General features: G+C 71.7%; 13 protein-coding genes and 1 pseudogene. 8 read left to right on the top strand and 6 right to left on the bottom strand.

What is annotated here, in order from left to right; all coding sequences use genetic code 11:
• Positions 1-8 precede the first annotated feature (8 nt).
• The 3 genes and pseudogenes from HNR67_RS00325 to HNR67_RS00315 form a co-directional block, all read right to left on the bottom strand.
• Positions 9-896: an alpha/beta fold hydrolase gene (locus tag HNR67_RS00325; protein WP_407645104.1), complete on the bottom strand. Its 888-nt coding sequence runs from the start codon at positions 894-896 to the stop codon at positions 9-11.
• Positions 897-940: 44 nt separating this feature from the next.
• Positions 941-2,632: an Rv3212 family protein gene (locus HNR67_RS00320; RefSeq protein ID WP_184999999.1), complete on the bottom strand. Its 1,692-nt coding sequence runs from the start codon at positions 2,630-2,632 to the stop codon at positions 941-943.
• Between the two features lie 358 nt (positions 2,633-2,990).
• Positions 2,991-4,643 (bottom strand): annotated as a pseudogene (locus HNR67_RS00315) (DEAD/DEAH box helicase); the annotation flags it as partial.
• A 255-nt stretch (positions 4,644-4,898) separates the two neighbouring features.
• On the opposite strand from HNR67_RS00315, the gene HNR67_RS00310 reads away from it, so the two are divergent.
• Positions 4,899-5,552, top strand: coding sequence for a ferritin-like fold-containing protein (locus HNR67_RS00310; protein WP_184999997.1), 654 nt, complete (start codon positions 4,899-4,901; stop codon positions 5,550-5,552).
• A gap of 106 nt (positions 5,553-5,658) precedes the next feature.
• On the top strand, positions 5,659-5,889 hold the full coding sequence (locus HNR67_RS44005) for a DUF3107 domain-containing protein (protein WP_184999996.1): 231 nt from the start codon (positions 5,659-5,661) through the stop codon (positions 5,887-5,889).
• Positions 5,890-5,963: 74 nt separating this feature from the next.
• Here the strand turns inward: HNR67_RS44005 and HNR67_RS00300 are convergent, their stop codons facing one another.
• A complete protein-coding gene (locus tag HNR67_RS00300; protein WP_184999995.1) occupies positions 5,964-6,290 on the bottom strand; it encodes a DUF4873 domain-containing protein in 327 nt (108 codons plus the stop codon).
• Complete coding sequence (locus HNR67_RS00295) at positions 6,287-7,039, bottom strand: TetR/AcrR family transcriptional regulator (RefSeq protein WP_184999994.1); 753 nt, start codon at positions 7,037-7,039, stop codon at positions 6,287-6,289. The genes HNR67_RS00300 and HNR67_RS00295 overlap by 4 nt, the downstream gene beginning before the upstream one ends.
• A 69-nt stretch (positions 7,040-7,108) precedes the next feature.
• Here HNR67_RS00295 and HNR67_RS00290 point away from each other — a divergent pair, with 69 nt between their 5' ends.
• On the top strand, positions 7,109-8,014 hold the full coding sequence (locus HNR67_RS00290; RefSeq protein WP_184999993.1) for an AurF N-oxygenase family protein: 906 nt from the start codon (positions 7,109-7,111) through the stop codon (positions 8,012-8,014).
• A gap of 8 nt (positions 8,015-8,022) precedes the next feature.
• Positions 8,023-8,925, top strand: coding sequence for an alpha/beta fold hydrolase (locus HNR67_RS00285; protein ID WP_184999992.1), 903 nt, complete (start codon positions 8,023-8,025; stop codon positions 8,923-8,925).
• 43 nt (positions 8,926-8,968) lie between these two features.
• Here the strand turns inward: HNR67_RS00285 and HNR67_RS00280 are convergent, their stop codons facing one another.
• Positions 8,969-9,604: a TetR/AcrR family transcriptional regulator gene (locus tag HNR67_RS00280; protein ID WP_184999991.1), complete on the bottom strand. Its 636-nt coding sequence runs from the start codon at positions 9,602-9,604 to the stop codon at positions 8,969-8,971.
• Between the two features lie 115 nt (positions 9,605-9,719).
• Here HNR67_RS00280 and HNR67_RS00275 point away from each other — a divergent pair, with 115 nt between their 5' ends.
• The 4 genes from HNR67_RS00275 to moeZ all read left to right on the top strand — a co-directional run bounded on the left by HNR67_RS00275 (position 9,720) and on the right by moeZ (position 13,709).
• Positions 9,720-10,718, top strand: a complete 999-nt coding sequence (locus tag HNR67_RS00275; protein ID WP_184999990.1) for an alpha/beta fold hydrolase — start codon at positions 9,720-9,722, stop codon at positions 10,716-10,718.
• On the top strand, positions 10,718-11,134 hold the full coding sequence (locus tag HNR67_RS00270) for a DUF7878 domain-containing protein (protein ID WP_184999989.1): 417 nt from the start codon (positions 10,718-10,720) through the stop codon (positions 11,132-11,134). The genes HNR67_RS00275 and HNR67_RS00270 overlap by 1 nt, the downstream gene beginning before the upstream one ends.
• 65 nt (positions 11,135-11,199) lie before the next feature.
• Positions 11,200-12,228, top strand: coding sequence for a DUF3152 domain-containing protein (locus HNR67_RS00265; RefSeq protein WP_184999988.1), 1,029 nt, complete (start codon positions 11,200-11,202; stop codon positions 12,226-12,228).
• Between the two features lie 296 nt (positions 12,229-12,524).
• Positions 12,525-13,709, top strand: coding sequence for an adenylyltransferase/sulfurtransferase MoeZ (gene moeZ, locus HNR67_RS00260; RefSeq protein WP_184999987.1), 1,185 nt, complete (start codon positions 12,525-12,527; stop codon positions 13,707-13,709).
• The last annotated feature ends 36 nt before the right edge of the window (positions 13,710-13,745 follow it).

The raw sequence follows: 13,745 nt of genomic DNA, 5'->3' as shown, positions 1-13,745 counted from the left end.
TCGCGACTTTAGGCCAGCCAGGCCCGCCAGGTCGGGAGCAGGGTGGCCAGCAGGGTTTCCGGGTTCTCGGTGTTGGCCGAGTGCGCGGCCCCGGCGACCACGGCGAAATCGGCGTCCAGGCGGTCGGCCATGTCCCGCTGGGTGGCCACCGACCAGGCGTCGTCGTGCTCGCCGCAGACCACCAGCGCCGGGGTGCCGCCGGTGCGCAGGGCCGCGGCCAGCCTGCCTACCAGGTCCGGTTCGCGGCGCAGGCCCTCGGCCATGCCGAGCAGGCCGGCCGCGCTGGACTCCAGGAATCGGACCCGGAACAGCTCCTTGAGCGATTCGGGGGTGTTCTCCCAGTTCGCCGAGGCGGCGTCGCGGGCCTCGCGGAGTTGCTGGGCCGCGGGCACCCCGCCGGCGCGCAGCAGGGGTTCACCGGCCTCCAGCGCGCGGCGGCGTTCGCCCTCGGGCAGTTCGTTCGGGCCGGAGGAGAGCAGCGTCAGCCCGTCCACCCGCACCCCGGAGAGTACCGCGCCCCTGGCCACCAGGCCGCCGAAGGAATGGCCGAGCAGCAGCACCTTGCGGCCGCCCGCGGCGAGCTGGGTGAGCAGTTTGGCGATCACCCCGCCCAGCGCGGCAGGCAGGTACGCCGACGGGTCGTCCGGGCCCGGCGACTCGTACTGGCCGGGCAGATCGATGGCGTAGGCGGTGAAACCCGCCTCCGCCAACGGGTCCAGCAGCGGCACGAAGTCCTCTTTGGACCCGGTGTAGCCGGGCAGCAGCACCGCGATCGCACCCCGGTCGGCCGCGGCCGACGGCACCGCGTGCAGGGCGGCGATCGGTCCGTAGTCGCCCGCCAGGTCGACGCGACGCGCCCGGTGCGGGCTGAGCTGGGAGTACGGCAACACGCTCACGTGCTGAGTCTGCCTCACCGAAGCCCGGAAATCGCGAAACCTGCTCAGCGCAGCGCCACCAGCGTGCCGCCGCGCTGCTCGACCAGGACCGGCCCGGCACTGGCCAGCGTCACCAGCCCGCGGTAGCCCTCCCGGTTGAGCGGCAGCCTGCCCAGCAGCGCGCCGGAGTTCGGGTCCGCCACGGACAGTCCGGCCGGGGTGGGCACCATCAGCCTGCCCGCGAACAGCGTGCCGGGGCCGAGCGTGTTCTCCATCGTCCACAGTGGAGTCATGGTGGCCGAGGCCAGCGCGATCGTCCTGGAGCCGGTCCACCAGTAGACGACGGTCGGCACCGTGGAGGCCGGTTCCCCGCTCGGGCAGGTGGTGTTCGCGGCGAAGGTCAGCGGGGTGGCCGTGCCGTCCGAGCAGCGCGCGCTCAGCGCGACCGTCGTCGGCGCCACACCACCGTCCGGATCGCCCTGGAGGTCGCTCGCCGGCAGGTTCAGCGGCACCTCGGAGACGGGCGCGCCATTGCCGTCGTAGATGGCCAGCCGCGCCGGGTCGGGCAGTGCGGCGGCCACCCGGTCCGGCCCGAGCGCGATCACCCTGGCGCCACTGCCGCTGAGCACCACGCTCATCGACGCCTCTGGCTTGTCGAAGTCCTTGGGGTTGGGCTTGAACACGGTGAGCCGGTCACCCGGGTCGTCCGGGCAGCGCTCGATCACGCCGACCCGGTTGGGCGTCACCGCCACCGAGCCGTAGGTGCACCCCGTCCGCAGCTGCTTTCCCGGCTGCACCATGGCCCTGACCTGGCCGTACTCCTGGGTCTTGACCAGATCCGAGCGCCAGCCCTCAAGGTACTTCTTGCCGGTGGTGGTCAGGTGCACCCCGTCGACGAGCAGCCGGGTGCCCACCTCCGCGTCCCCGTTGCGCTGCGCCCCGCGCTTGCCGGTGGCCGGATCCAGCGCGGTGACCTCGCTGCAGGTGTCCCCACGCTGGAAGACGGCCAGGATCTGGCCGAAGGCCGGGGCCACGGTGCACAGCGGCAGATCCCGCTGGTACCGCCAGCGCTCCTGCCCGCTGAGCGGATCCCGGCCGACCACGGCGCCGTTGTCCGCGGTGACCACGACCTGGGCGGTGGTCACGGCGTTCTGGGTCGCGGTGCTGGGCGCGCGCCAGACCTCGGCCAGCGTGGGCGGCAGGGAGGTGGGGGCGTCGAGCAGGGGGAGCGGGGGGTTGCTGGTCTGGGAGACGGTGGCGCGGGCGTCGCTGAAGGTCCAGACGAGCAGGGCGGCGACCAGCAGGGTGACGGTGATGACGGCGGTGGCGACCAGGTCCCAGCGGGTGACGAAGGAGCGGGGCGGGACGGGGGGCGGGGGTTCGGCGTCGCTCGGGGTGGCGGCGGACTCGGCGAGCAGGGCGCCGGGGAGCAGGGGAGCGGCCAGGAGTGGCTCGGCCGGGACGGCCTCGGCGGGGGCGACGGCCGGGGCCTCCGCCGAGAGGGCCGGGGGCTCGGACGCAGCGGCCGATGGCTCGGTGGGTGTGTCGCCCGGGATCGCGGCGGACGCTGGCTCTGCCGGGGTTGCGGCGGGCTCGGCCTGGACGGCGGCGGGTTCGGCGGGGGCCTCGGTCGCGGGCTCGCCCGACTCGGCGCTGGGCTGCTCGGGGTTGGCCGGGGTGCCGGGCTGTTCCGGCTGGGCCTGGGCGGCGTCGCGGGCGGCGGGGTCCTCGGGCGCGGCGTTCTGCTCGGGCGGCACGGGGACCACCGTAGTCCCCTCGGCCCCCCGGGTACGCGGAACGGCCCTCCCCGCTGGGAAGGGCCGTTCGTGGTGGCGCTGGTTACTCGGCCGGGGCCTCGCCGGTGCGGCGGCGACGCCGCCTGCGGGCCGGGGCGTCGCCGTCGGCGGCCGGGGCCGCCTCCGGGGCGCTGAAGGCCGGGGCCTCCGGGGCGGTGAAGCTGACCGCGGTGCTGGCCTTGCGGACCCTGGGCTTCGTGGCCGCCTCGGCCGGAGCCTCGGCCGTGACCTCTGCCTTGGCGCTGACCTCGGCCTTGGCCGCGACCTTCGCCTTGGCCGGGGCCTTGACGGCGACCTCGGCCGGGGCCTCGGTGCTCACCTCGGCCTTGGCGGGGGCGTCGGCGGTCTTGGCGCGGGACCGGGTGCGGGTGCGCGTCCTGGTCTTGGCCTCGGCGGGCTCGCCCGACTCGGTGGCCTCGGCGGGAGTGGCCTCGCCGCCGACGTTCTCCCCGCCCCTGGTGCGGCGGCGGCTGCGGCGCTTGGTGGCCGGGCGCGCGCCGGGGTCGTCGGACTCGGGCTTGTCGGGGCTGCCGCCGACCGGCTTGTCACTGCCCGCGCCCCTGGTGGGCCGCTTGCTGCGGTTGCGGCCGCCGCGCTTGGGGGCGTCCTCTTCCAGGTGCTCGGCGTCCAGACCGGCCCTGGTGCGCTGGGACAGCGGCAGCCGGCCCGTCGACTTGGGGTCGATGTTGAGGTCGGTGAACAGGTGGTCGGAGGTGGAGTAGGTCTCCACCGGCTCCGGCTTGCCGAGGCCGAGGGTGTCGCTGATCAGCTTCCAGCGCGCCTCCTCGTCCCAGTCGACCAGCGTGACCGCGACCCCGGTGCGACCCGCGCGGCCGGTCCGGCCGATGCGGTGCACGTAGGCCTTCTCGTCCTCGGGGCACTGGTAGTTGATCACGTGCGTGATCCCGCCGACGTCGATGCCGCGGGCGGCCACGTCGGTGCAGACCAGCACGTCCACCTTGCCGCTGCGGAAGGCGCGCAGCGCCTGCTCGCGGGCGCCCTGGCCGAGGTCACCGTGCACCGGGGCGACCGCGAAACCGCGTTCGGCCAGGTCGTCGGCGAGCTTCTGCGCGGTGCGCTTGGTCCGGGTGAAGATCATGGTCAGGCCGCGTTCGGTGGCCTGGAGCACCCGGGAGACGACCTCGATCTTGTCCAGCGAGTGCGCCCGGTAGGCGAACTGCTCGGTCAGCTCGTGCGTCTGCCCGGCGTTGACCTCCTCGGCCCTGATGTGCGTGGGCTGGGTGAGGAAGGTGCGGGCCAGGGTGATGATCGGGCCCGGCATGGTCGCGGAGAACAGCATGGTCTGCCGCTTCTCCGGCACCATGCGCAGGATCCGCTCGATGTCGGGCAGGAAGCCAAGGTCGAGCATCTCGTCGGCCTCGTCCAGCACCAGGGCGCGGACCTTGCCGAGCACCAGGTCCCGGCGTTCGGCCAGGTCGAGCAGGCGGCCGGGGGTGCCGACGATCACGTCGACGCCCTTGCGCAGCGCCGCCACCTGCGGCTCGTAGGGACGGCCGCCGTAGACGTCGAGCACGCGCACGCCGAGGTGCTTGCCCGCGTCCCGGAGGTCGTGCGTGACCTGGAGGCACAGCTCCCTGGTCGGCACCACGACCAGCACCTGCGGGGTGCCGTCGCCGGGGATGGTCAGCCGGTGCAGCAGCGGCACGCCGAAGCCAAGCGTCTTGCCGGTGCCGGTGCGGGCCTGGCCGATGAGATCCTCACCACGCAGGGCCAGTGGGAGGGTCAGTTCCTGGATCGCGAAGGTCCGCTCGATGCCTGCCTCGGCCAGCGCGCGGACGATCCGCTCGTCCACGCCAAGCTCGGCGAAGGTCGGCGCGTCCGGCGGAACCGGGGCGTCGCCACGCAGCGGATGTGAGGTGTCGCCCTCATCGGGCAGCCCGGCCTCGCTGTGATCGAGTTCGCGCAGGTCGGTGGTGTTGTCGTCGAAGGTCAGCGTGATCGCCTCTCTCATACCAGCACGTACAGCCACTGGATGCGCTCGACCGAGCCGGGCGGTGACCGGGGTCGGTCACTCCTGCCTGCGGCACGGGAGGGCGAGGCGTACGCGCACCTTTCCGTTGGGCGACTGCTGTCGCCGTCTTCCACTCGCCCCGCGCCGCGCAGTGTCCTCATCGTCCTTCTCGGCAGCGCGCGCCGGGCGTCGAGAGGCATTCTAGCGGCTGGAACGCCTCTCCAGGGGGTGTCGTGGCCGGATACGCTCTCCCGCATGACCGAGACGGGCAGTGCCGACGCCGGCATCGTCGATCTACTGGGTGTGCTGGCCTACGGCGAGCTGTCGGCCTTCGACCGCCTGGCCGAGGACGCGCGGACCGCGCCGACGCTGGCCGGCCGGGCCGCGCTGGCCACCATGGCCTCCGCCGAGATCGGCCACTTCCGGCTGCTGGAGCAGCACCTGGCGCTGCACGGGGTGGCCGTGGAGACCGCGATGACCCCGTTCGTGGCCCCCTTCGACGCCTTCCACGCCTCCACCGCCCCGCACAACTGGCTGGAATCGCTGGTCAAGGCATACGTGGGCGACGGGCTGGCCGCTGATTTCTACCGGGAGATCGCCGGCTGGCTGGAATCACCGGCCAAGGAGCTGGTGCTGGAGGTGCTCACCGACACCGGCTACTCCGCCTTCGCCGAACGCGAGGTGCAGGCCGCCTGCGCGGATGACCGCAAGGTGCGCGACCGGCTCGCGCTGTGGGGCCGCCGCCTGCTCGGCGAGGCGCTCACCCAGGCCCAGCACGTGGTGGCCGAACGGGACGCGCTAGCCGAGCTGCTGGTGCGGGCTTCCGGCGACCTCTCCGGCATCGCGGCCCTGTTCAAGCGGCTGCAGACCGGTCACTCGCAGCGGATGAGCGCACTCGGCCTCGGCTGATGCCCGATCGTGTTCGCCAAGGGCGGAGCGGGCGGTCCACGGCGGTGGCGTGGACGCGACTAGGCTGACGATCAGTACAAAACACTTTGAGCACACGGAGGTCGGTGTGGAGGTCAAGATCGGCGTCGCGGACAGCCCGCGGGAGCTTGTCGTCTCTAGCGCGCTGTCCCAGGACGAGGTCGAGGCCGTGGTCACCGAGGCGCTGCGTGACAGCAAGGGCCTGCTGAGCCTGGTCGACGACAAGGGCAAGCGGTACGTGGTGCCCTCCGCGAAGGTCTCCTACGTGGAGATCGGCGTGTCGGACGCGCGTCGGGTGGGCTTCGCCGTCGGGAGCTGACGCCCCCGCGAATCACAGCTGACGGCCCGGTGACCATGAATTCGGTCACCGGGCCGAGCTGTGTCCGGGCCTGGTCACTCCGCGGGCGGCACCGTGTTGACGTCGTCCACCTCGAACGGCGGGCGGCCCAGCCCGGTGATCCGGTACCGGCCCCACGGGTCCTGGTCGGAGACCTCGCCCGCGGCCTCGCCGACGGGGGTGCGCAGGGTGGCCTCCGGACGGCTCCGCTGGACCAGATCGGTCAGCTCGGTGTGCGCGGCGATCCGGCCGTACCAGTGATAACGCCCGTCGATCGGCTCGAAGTGCCCGCGCAGGCGCACCTCCACCGGCAGCTCCCGGCCGGCCACCAGCAGGGTGGCGCTGCCCTGGTAGCCCTCTTCGTCGTGCTCGTGCTCGCTCATGAGGTCTCCCGGTTCTCCTGCTGGTCGGGGTTCTCCCGCACCAGGCGCAACTGGGTGGACGGCAGGTCGAAATCCAGCGGCATGTCCGGGTCGATCTCGACGCCGCTGATCCGGGTGAAGCCGTCGATGGCGTGCCAGACGATGTTGACCAGGTAGTCGCGCAGGTTCTCCCGGCTCATGGTCTGGCGTTCCAGCCACCAGTCACCGGCCTTCTCCACCGCGCCGACCACGGCGAAGGCGTAGGGCTCTGCCGCGCCGGAGTCCAGGCCGAGCAGCCGCATGTACTCACCGAGCAGCCTGGCCAGCCGGGAGGCGATCATCGCCTCGGTACGGCTGGCCGGGTCCGCGTCGACCGGGCGGTCGGCGAAGGAGCGGCGGGTCATGAAGCGGTACAGCTCGGGCCGCTCCTCGATGGTGCACAGGTAGGCGTCGATCACCGCGCTGATCCGCTCGCGCGGGCTGCCCCGGCGTTCGATGGCGGGCACGATCTGCTCCATCAGCAGGTCGGTGGCCCGCGCGCCGACCGCGAGGTAGAGGTCGGCCTTGTCCGAGAAGTGCCGGTAGATCACCGGTTTGGTCACCCCGGCCTCGGCCGCGATCTCGTCCATGCCCACGTCAGGGCCGTGCGTGGCCAGTGCCCTGATGGTCGCCTCCACGAACTCCGCGCGACGCACGCTGCGGTGTTCCTTCCAGCGCTCGCGCCGGGCATCGCCCCGCTTGCTCGGTTGCCCCTTGACAGAATCCGCCATTCACGGGACGTTACCACTGGTAGCTGTTACTTCCGGTAACACTTCATCCAGTTGGAGGGTGGCGACGCCATGAGCCGGAGCTTGCAGGTCGGGGACCGGGAGAAGACCGCCGAACGGCTGCTGAACTCGTCAGCGAAGAACTCCTACGACCCCGATGTGGACATCGACTGGGACGCGCCGCTGGCCGAGGACAAGTTCTTCGTGCCCGAGCACCGGGTCTCCCTCTACGGCACGCCGCTGTGGGAGCGGATGAGCCGGGAGCAGCGGATCGAGCTGTCCAAGCACGAGGTCGGCTGCGTGGCCAGCGTCGGGATCTGGTTCGAGGTGATCCTGATGGAGCTGCTGGTGCGGCACGTCTACCACCTGGACCCCAAGCAACGGCACGTGCAGTACGCGCTCACCGAGATCGCCGACGAGTGCCGGCACTCGATCATGTTCGCCAAGCTGGTGGAGAAGCTCGGGGTGCCGGCCTACGGCCCGCAGCGGCTGCCGCACGTGCTGGGCAACGTGATGAAGACGATCGGCCGCGGCCCGTCGATGTTCGCCAGCATCCTGATCGCCGAGGAGATCCTGGACCGGCTGCAGCGCGAGTCCACCACGGACGAGACCGTGCAGCCGCTGGTGCGCATGGTCAACCGCATCCACGTGCTGGAGGAGGCGCGGCACGTGCGCTACGCGCGGGAGGAGCTGCTGCGTTCCATGCAGAAGTGCTCCGGCGCCGCCCTGCGCTACCACCGGTTCGTCACCGCGCGGGCCGCGTTCGTGGTCTCCCGCTCGCTGGTGCACCCCGAGGTCTACCGCGCGGTCGGACTGGACCCCAAACAAGCGCGCAGGCAGGCGCTGGGCAACCCGAACTTCCGCACCACCATGGGCTGGGCAGGCGAGCGGATCACCGGCTTCCTGGACGAGGCAGGGCTGATCGGCTCACCCGGCCGGGCGTTGTGGCGGGCCTCCGGTTTCCTCGGACAGAAGTGAGCGGCGACATGGGCGTGTCCACCTTCATCACCCGCGACGGCACCTGCCTCGCCGTCGAGGAACAGGGGCGCGCGGATGCCCCCGTCACGGTCGTGCTGGCCCACGGCTGGACCCTGGACCGGCAGAGCTGGCGCCGGGTCGCGCACGCGCTGCCCGGCCGGTGCGGGGACATCCGCGTGCTCCGCTACGACCTGCGCGGCCACGGCCAGTCCGACCAGGCCCAGCCCGGCGGCACCACCATCGAACAGCTCGCCGACGACCTGGCCGAACTGCTCGTCCAGCTGGTCCCGGACGGCCCGATCGTGCTGGCCGGACACTCCATGGGCGGCATGACCACGATGGCCCTGGCGCAGCGGCACCCGGTGCTCTTCGCCGAGCGGATCGCCGCGGTCGCGCTGGTGGCCACGGCCAGCGGCGGCCTCAGCCGCAGCACCCTCGGCCTGCCGAGGCCGCTGGGCCGGGCGGCCATCCGCGGGCAGAGCGCGTTCGGGAAAGCGCTGGTCAAGCGCAAGGTGCGGCGACTGAGCAAGTACCCGGCGGCGATCCGGCCCGCGATGAAGTGGATGTTGTTCGGCCGTCGGCCGGAGAAGGTCGACGTGGCCGAGACCACCGCGGTGATCGCCGGGTGCAGCCCGCTGACCCTGACCGGCTACCTCGACGACCTGTTCCTGCACGAGCGCCGCGAGGCCCTGGCCGCCTTCCGCGGGTTGCCGGTGGTGGTGCTGGCCGGGAGCAACGACCGGCTGACCCCGCAGAAGCACGCCGAGCGGATCGCGCGGGAGCTGCCGCAGGCCGAGCTGATCGTCTTCCCCGGTGCGGGGCACATGCTGCCGCTTGAGCGGGACGTGCAGGTCACCGAGCGGATCGCGCGGCTGGTCAACGTGGTCGTCGAGGCGCCCGCGCAGGTGTGACAAAGGCGCGCGTCAGCCTGGCTGACGCGCGCCTTCCGCGGTCTCAGTGCTGGAGCGGGAAGCCGCCGCCGATGCCCTTCCAGGCCAGCGTGTACATCAGGCCGATGGCCTCTTCCTTGGGGATCGCCCGCTCGCCGTCCAGCCAGTACCTGGCGGTCACCTGGCTCAGCCCGACCAGCCCGACCGCGACCAGTTTCGCCTGGTCGGCGGTGAGTCCGGCGTCGGCGACCACCACGTCGGCGATGATGTCGATGCAGGAGGCCGTGGCCCGGTCCACCGCGTCCTGCACGGCGGGCTCGCGGCGCAGGTCGGACTCGAAGACCAGCCGGAACGCCTGGCCCTCGCCGTCGACGAACTCGAAGTAGGCGGCCACCGCGGCGTGCACCCGCAGCTTGTTGTCCGTGGTGGACTCGATGGCCCCGCGGACCCGCTGCACCAGTGCGTCGGTGTGCGTCTCCAGCAGCGCCAGGTACAGCTCCAGCTTGCCGGGGAAGTGCTGGTAGAGCACTGGTTTGCTGACCCCGGCGCGCTCGGCGATCTCGTCCATGGCCGCCGCGTGATAGCCGTTGGCCACGAAGACGTCCTGGGCCGCGGCCAGCAGCTGGGCGCGTCGCGCGGTACGCGGCAGTCGTACGCCGCGCACGACCTGGTCGGTGCCTGGTTGCGCCGTGTCGGTCATGCTGCCCTCCACACCCTGGTGCTCGTTCCGCACGAACCTTACTCGCAAGTAGACCCGGGTTGGGCAAGCCTTTCCCACTCAGGCGTCTCTCAGGTCGATCACGCATCCTGGACGGATGACCGAACCGTCCCTGCGGACGGCCGGTGGCGCGGGCCTGGCCCCACTGAGCCGCGCGCCGCTGTCCGTCACCCCGCTGCCGGAACCCGACTTCACCCGCAAGCCCTGGCCGGGGCAGGTGCGAAGTTCGGGCGGGGTGCGGCTGCACGTGCGCGAGACCCCTGGCCCGGCCGAGGAGACCGCGGTGTTCATCCACGGCCTCGGCGGCTCGTCCACGAACTGGACCGACCTGGCCGACCTGCTCTCCGGCCGGATGAACGGCCTGGCCCTGGACGCGCCGGGCTTCGGCCGGAGCGAGCCGCTGGCCGGGCACGACTACTCGGTGCGGGCCACCGCGGCCCTGATGACCAGGTTCATCGAGGGCCTGGACCGCGGCCCGGTGCACCTGTTCGGCAACTCCCTCGGCGGCGTGGTCTCACTGCTGGTCGCGGCGGGCAGGCCGGACCTGGTGCGCACGCTGACCCTGGTCTCCCCGGCAGTGCCCGACCTGCGGCCGGACCCGCGCCGGTTCTCCGACCCGCGGTTCTTCCTGGCCCTGCTGCCGCTGGTCGGCCGCCGGGTGCGCAGGCAGCTGGCCGAGGTCACCCCACGTCAGCGGGCCGAACAGCTGGTCAGGCTGTGCTTCGCCCAGCCCGAGCTGGTGCCGGAGCACCGGATGGCCGAGGCCGAGGCGGAGTACCTGGAACGCAGGCAGATGCGCTGGGCTGGCGAGGCGCTGGGCCGGACCACCATGGGCTTGTTCCGGGCCTGGCTGGAGTTCTCCCAGGGCTCGCTGTGGCGGCTGCTGCCGAAGGTGAGCGCGCCCACCACGGTGATCTGGGGCACGGAGGACCGGCTGGTCAGCGTGGGCAAGGCGCCGCGCACGGCCCGGCTGCTGCCCAGCGCCCGGCTGCTGGTGCTGCCGCGCACCGGGCACGTGGCCCAGATGGAGAAGCCGCTGACGGTGGCCAGGGCCAGCCTGGGCATGATGGAGGCCGTGGACCGCGGGGAGTGGTGATGGTCGAACTGGAGCTGACCGGGCTGGCCGGGCCGGGTTCCGGCGGGCACTCGGCCGCCGAGATCAGCGAGAACGTCGAGGGCACACTGCGGCTGCTGGACGACGGGCGCGAGCTGTACGCCGAACAGGACTTCCCGGTGGTCAAGCTGGCGGCCGCGCTGCGCCGCTGGCTGGCCGTGCCGGCGGCGGGCCGGGCGAGCTTCAGCTTCGACGACGACTCCTTCGCGATGTCCCAAGGCGTGCTGGTGATCGACCGGGTCCCGGACGGCTGGCGGTTCGGCTCGGTCTACGCCCCAGGCGAGTTCTCCGCCGCGCTGCCCGACACCGCCGCCGACCAGGTCGTGCTGATCTTCCTGGCCACCCTGCGCCGGGAGTTCGCCCAGCTCCTGGGCCGGGAATTGGAGCAGTACTGCTGACCGGCACTCGTCCGTGAGGCGTGGTGCGTCCGGGCCACGCACGCCTGGTGTGGCAATCTGGGTGCGTGGCCCGGACGACGCAAGGACCCCGTGACGCCGCGACGCGGCGTGGTGGCAACCCGGATGAGGGGCGCTATCAGCGTGGCCAGCGCCGCACCGCGGGCGAACCGCTGACGGCGTCCTGGCGCCCGGACCCGGACAAGCAGGACACCCCGCCGCCGCGGCGGAAGAAGAGCGGCGTGCTGGGCACCTACGGCTGGCGGATCTACGCCGTGCCGGTGCTGGTCGTGCTCACCGTGCTGGCCCTGATGAACATGAACGACCCGGCCCCGGACAGCGCCGCCCAGCCCGGTGCCAGCACCGGCGCGACCAGCACCAGCGGTGGCGAGGAGCCCGAGCCCAACATCATGGGCGAGGCCCCCTCCGGCAAGCTCAACGCCGACATCCCCAGCGCCGAACTGCCCGGGATCAAGAACTACAAGGACAAGGGCAGCGGCTCCTGGGAGGTGGTGCGCGGCACCACCAACCTCTTCGGCCGGGGCGGCAAGCTCTACAAGTACACCGTGGAGATCGAACAGGGCATCGACGCCTCCACCTACGGCGGCGCCGACGCCTTCGCCAGGACCATCGACGGCACCCTGCAGGACCAGCGCAGCTGGGTCGGCGGCGGCAACATCCGGCTGCAGCGGGTCGACAACGGCACCGCGGACATCCGGATCAGCCTGACCACCTCCGACACCGCCCGCCGCCCCGACTACTGCAACTTCTCCATCCAGTACGAGGCCTCCTGCTGGAACAACGGCAAGAAACGCCTGGTGATCAACCTGGCCCGCTGGCGCTACGGCGCGGTCGCCTTCGAGAGCGACCTGCTGCTCTACCGCCAGTACGCGATCAACCACGAGATCGGCCACGCCTTCGGCCAGCGCCACAAGCCCTGCGGCGAGAACGGCGCCCTGGCCCCGGTGATGATGCAGCAGTCCTTCGGCACCGCGAACAACTACGTCTGGCAGCTCAACCAGGTCGACGGCGGCGACAAGAACGCGGTGCCCAAGGACGGCAAGGAGTGCAGACCGAACCCCTGGCCGGTCACCTGATCCACCCACCCCACCGAGTGTTGGCCGAAGTCGTACGGGGTGTTGGCCGTTCTGGTACGGGGTGTTGGCCGTTGTGCCCGCTCCGGCGGACTGATCCGGTCCGGGCCGGGACGCGACGGCCAACACCCCGTACGAGAACGGCCAAGACCCCGTACGAGAACGGCCAACACTCGGGTGAGGTTTGTGTCCACTGGCTGGGAAGTCGTCCCAGGGTGGAAGAAGTGGTGTATCCAGGTCGTTGCAGCCAAGGGAGGCCGGACACCCGACTCCCGTGCACCGGACTAGGAGGAGCGCCCATGTCGGGCTCGACGTTGCCGCCCCTGGTGGAGCCAGCCGCGGAGCTGACCAAGGAAGAGGTCGCCCGCTACAGCCGCCACCTGATCATCCCGGATGTCGGGGTGGACGGGCAGAAACGCCTCAAGAACGCCAAGGTGCTGGTGGTGGGCGCCGGTGGGCTGGGCAGTCCGGCGCTGATGTACCTGGCCGCGGCCGGGGTGGGCACGCTGGGCATTGTCGAGTTCGACGTGGTGGACGAGTCCAACCTGCAGCGGCAGATCATCCACGGGCAGTCCGACATCGACCGGCCGAAGGCCGAGTCGGCGCGGGACGCCATCGCCGAGCTGAACCCCTACGTCAAGGTCAACCTGCACCAGCTGCGGCTGGAGTCGGGCAACGTCCTCGACGTGTTCCGGGACTACGACCTGATCCTGGACGGCACCGACAACTTCGCCACCCGCTACCTGGTCAACGACGCGGCGGTGCTGCTCGGCAAGCCCTACGTGTGGGGTTCGATCTTCCGGTTCGAGGGCCAGGCCAGTGTGTTCTGGGCGCAGCCGAGTGACGGCCGGGAGGGGATCCAGTACCGGGACCTCTACCCGGAGCCGCCGCCGCCGGGCATGGTGCCCTCCTGCGCCGAGGGCGGCGTGCTGGGCGTGCTGTGCGCCTCGATCGGGTCGATCATGGTGACCGAGGCGATCAAGCTGATCACCGGCATCGGCGAGACGCTGCTCGGCAGGCTGATGGTCTACGACGCACTCGAGATGACCTACCGGACCATCAAGATCCGCAAGGACCCGCAGGGCGACCCGATCACCGGGCTGATCGACTACGAGGCGTTCTGCGGCGTGGTCTCCGATGAGGCGCAGAGCGCGGCGGCGGGCAGCACCATCACGCCGCAGGAGCTGAAGGACAAGATCGACCGGGAGGACAAGTTCCTGCTGGTCGACGTCAGGGAGCAGCACGAGTTCGAGATCGTGCGGATCCCCGGCTCGGTGCTCATCCCCAAGGACCGCATCCTCTCCGGCGCGGCACTGGCCGAACTGCCGCAGGACCGCCAGATCGTGCTGCACTGCAAGTCCGGCGCGCGGTCCGCGGAAGCACTGGCCGCACTGCACCAGGCCGGTTTCCGGGACGCGGTGCACGTCGGCGGCGGGGTGCTCGCCTGGGCCCGGCAGATCGATCCGAGCCTGCCGACCTACTGACGTTACGTGATCATGGCGATGTGACTTTCCCACTGT

The organism is Crossiella cryophila (assembly GCF_014204915.1).
Classification (GTDB): Bacteria; Actinomycetota; Actinomycetes; order Mycobacteriales; family Pseudonocardiaceae; genus Crossiella; species Crossiella cryophila.
Note: the sequence above shows the minus strand (reverse complement) of the source record. Positions and strands in the feature narration are given on the sequence as shown.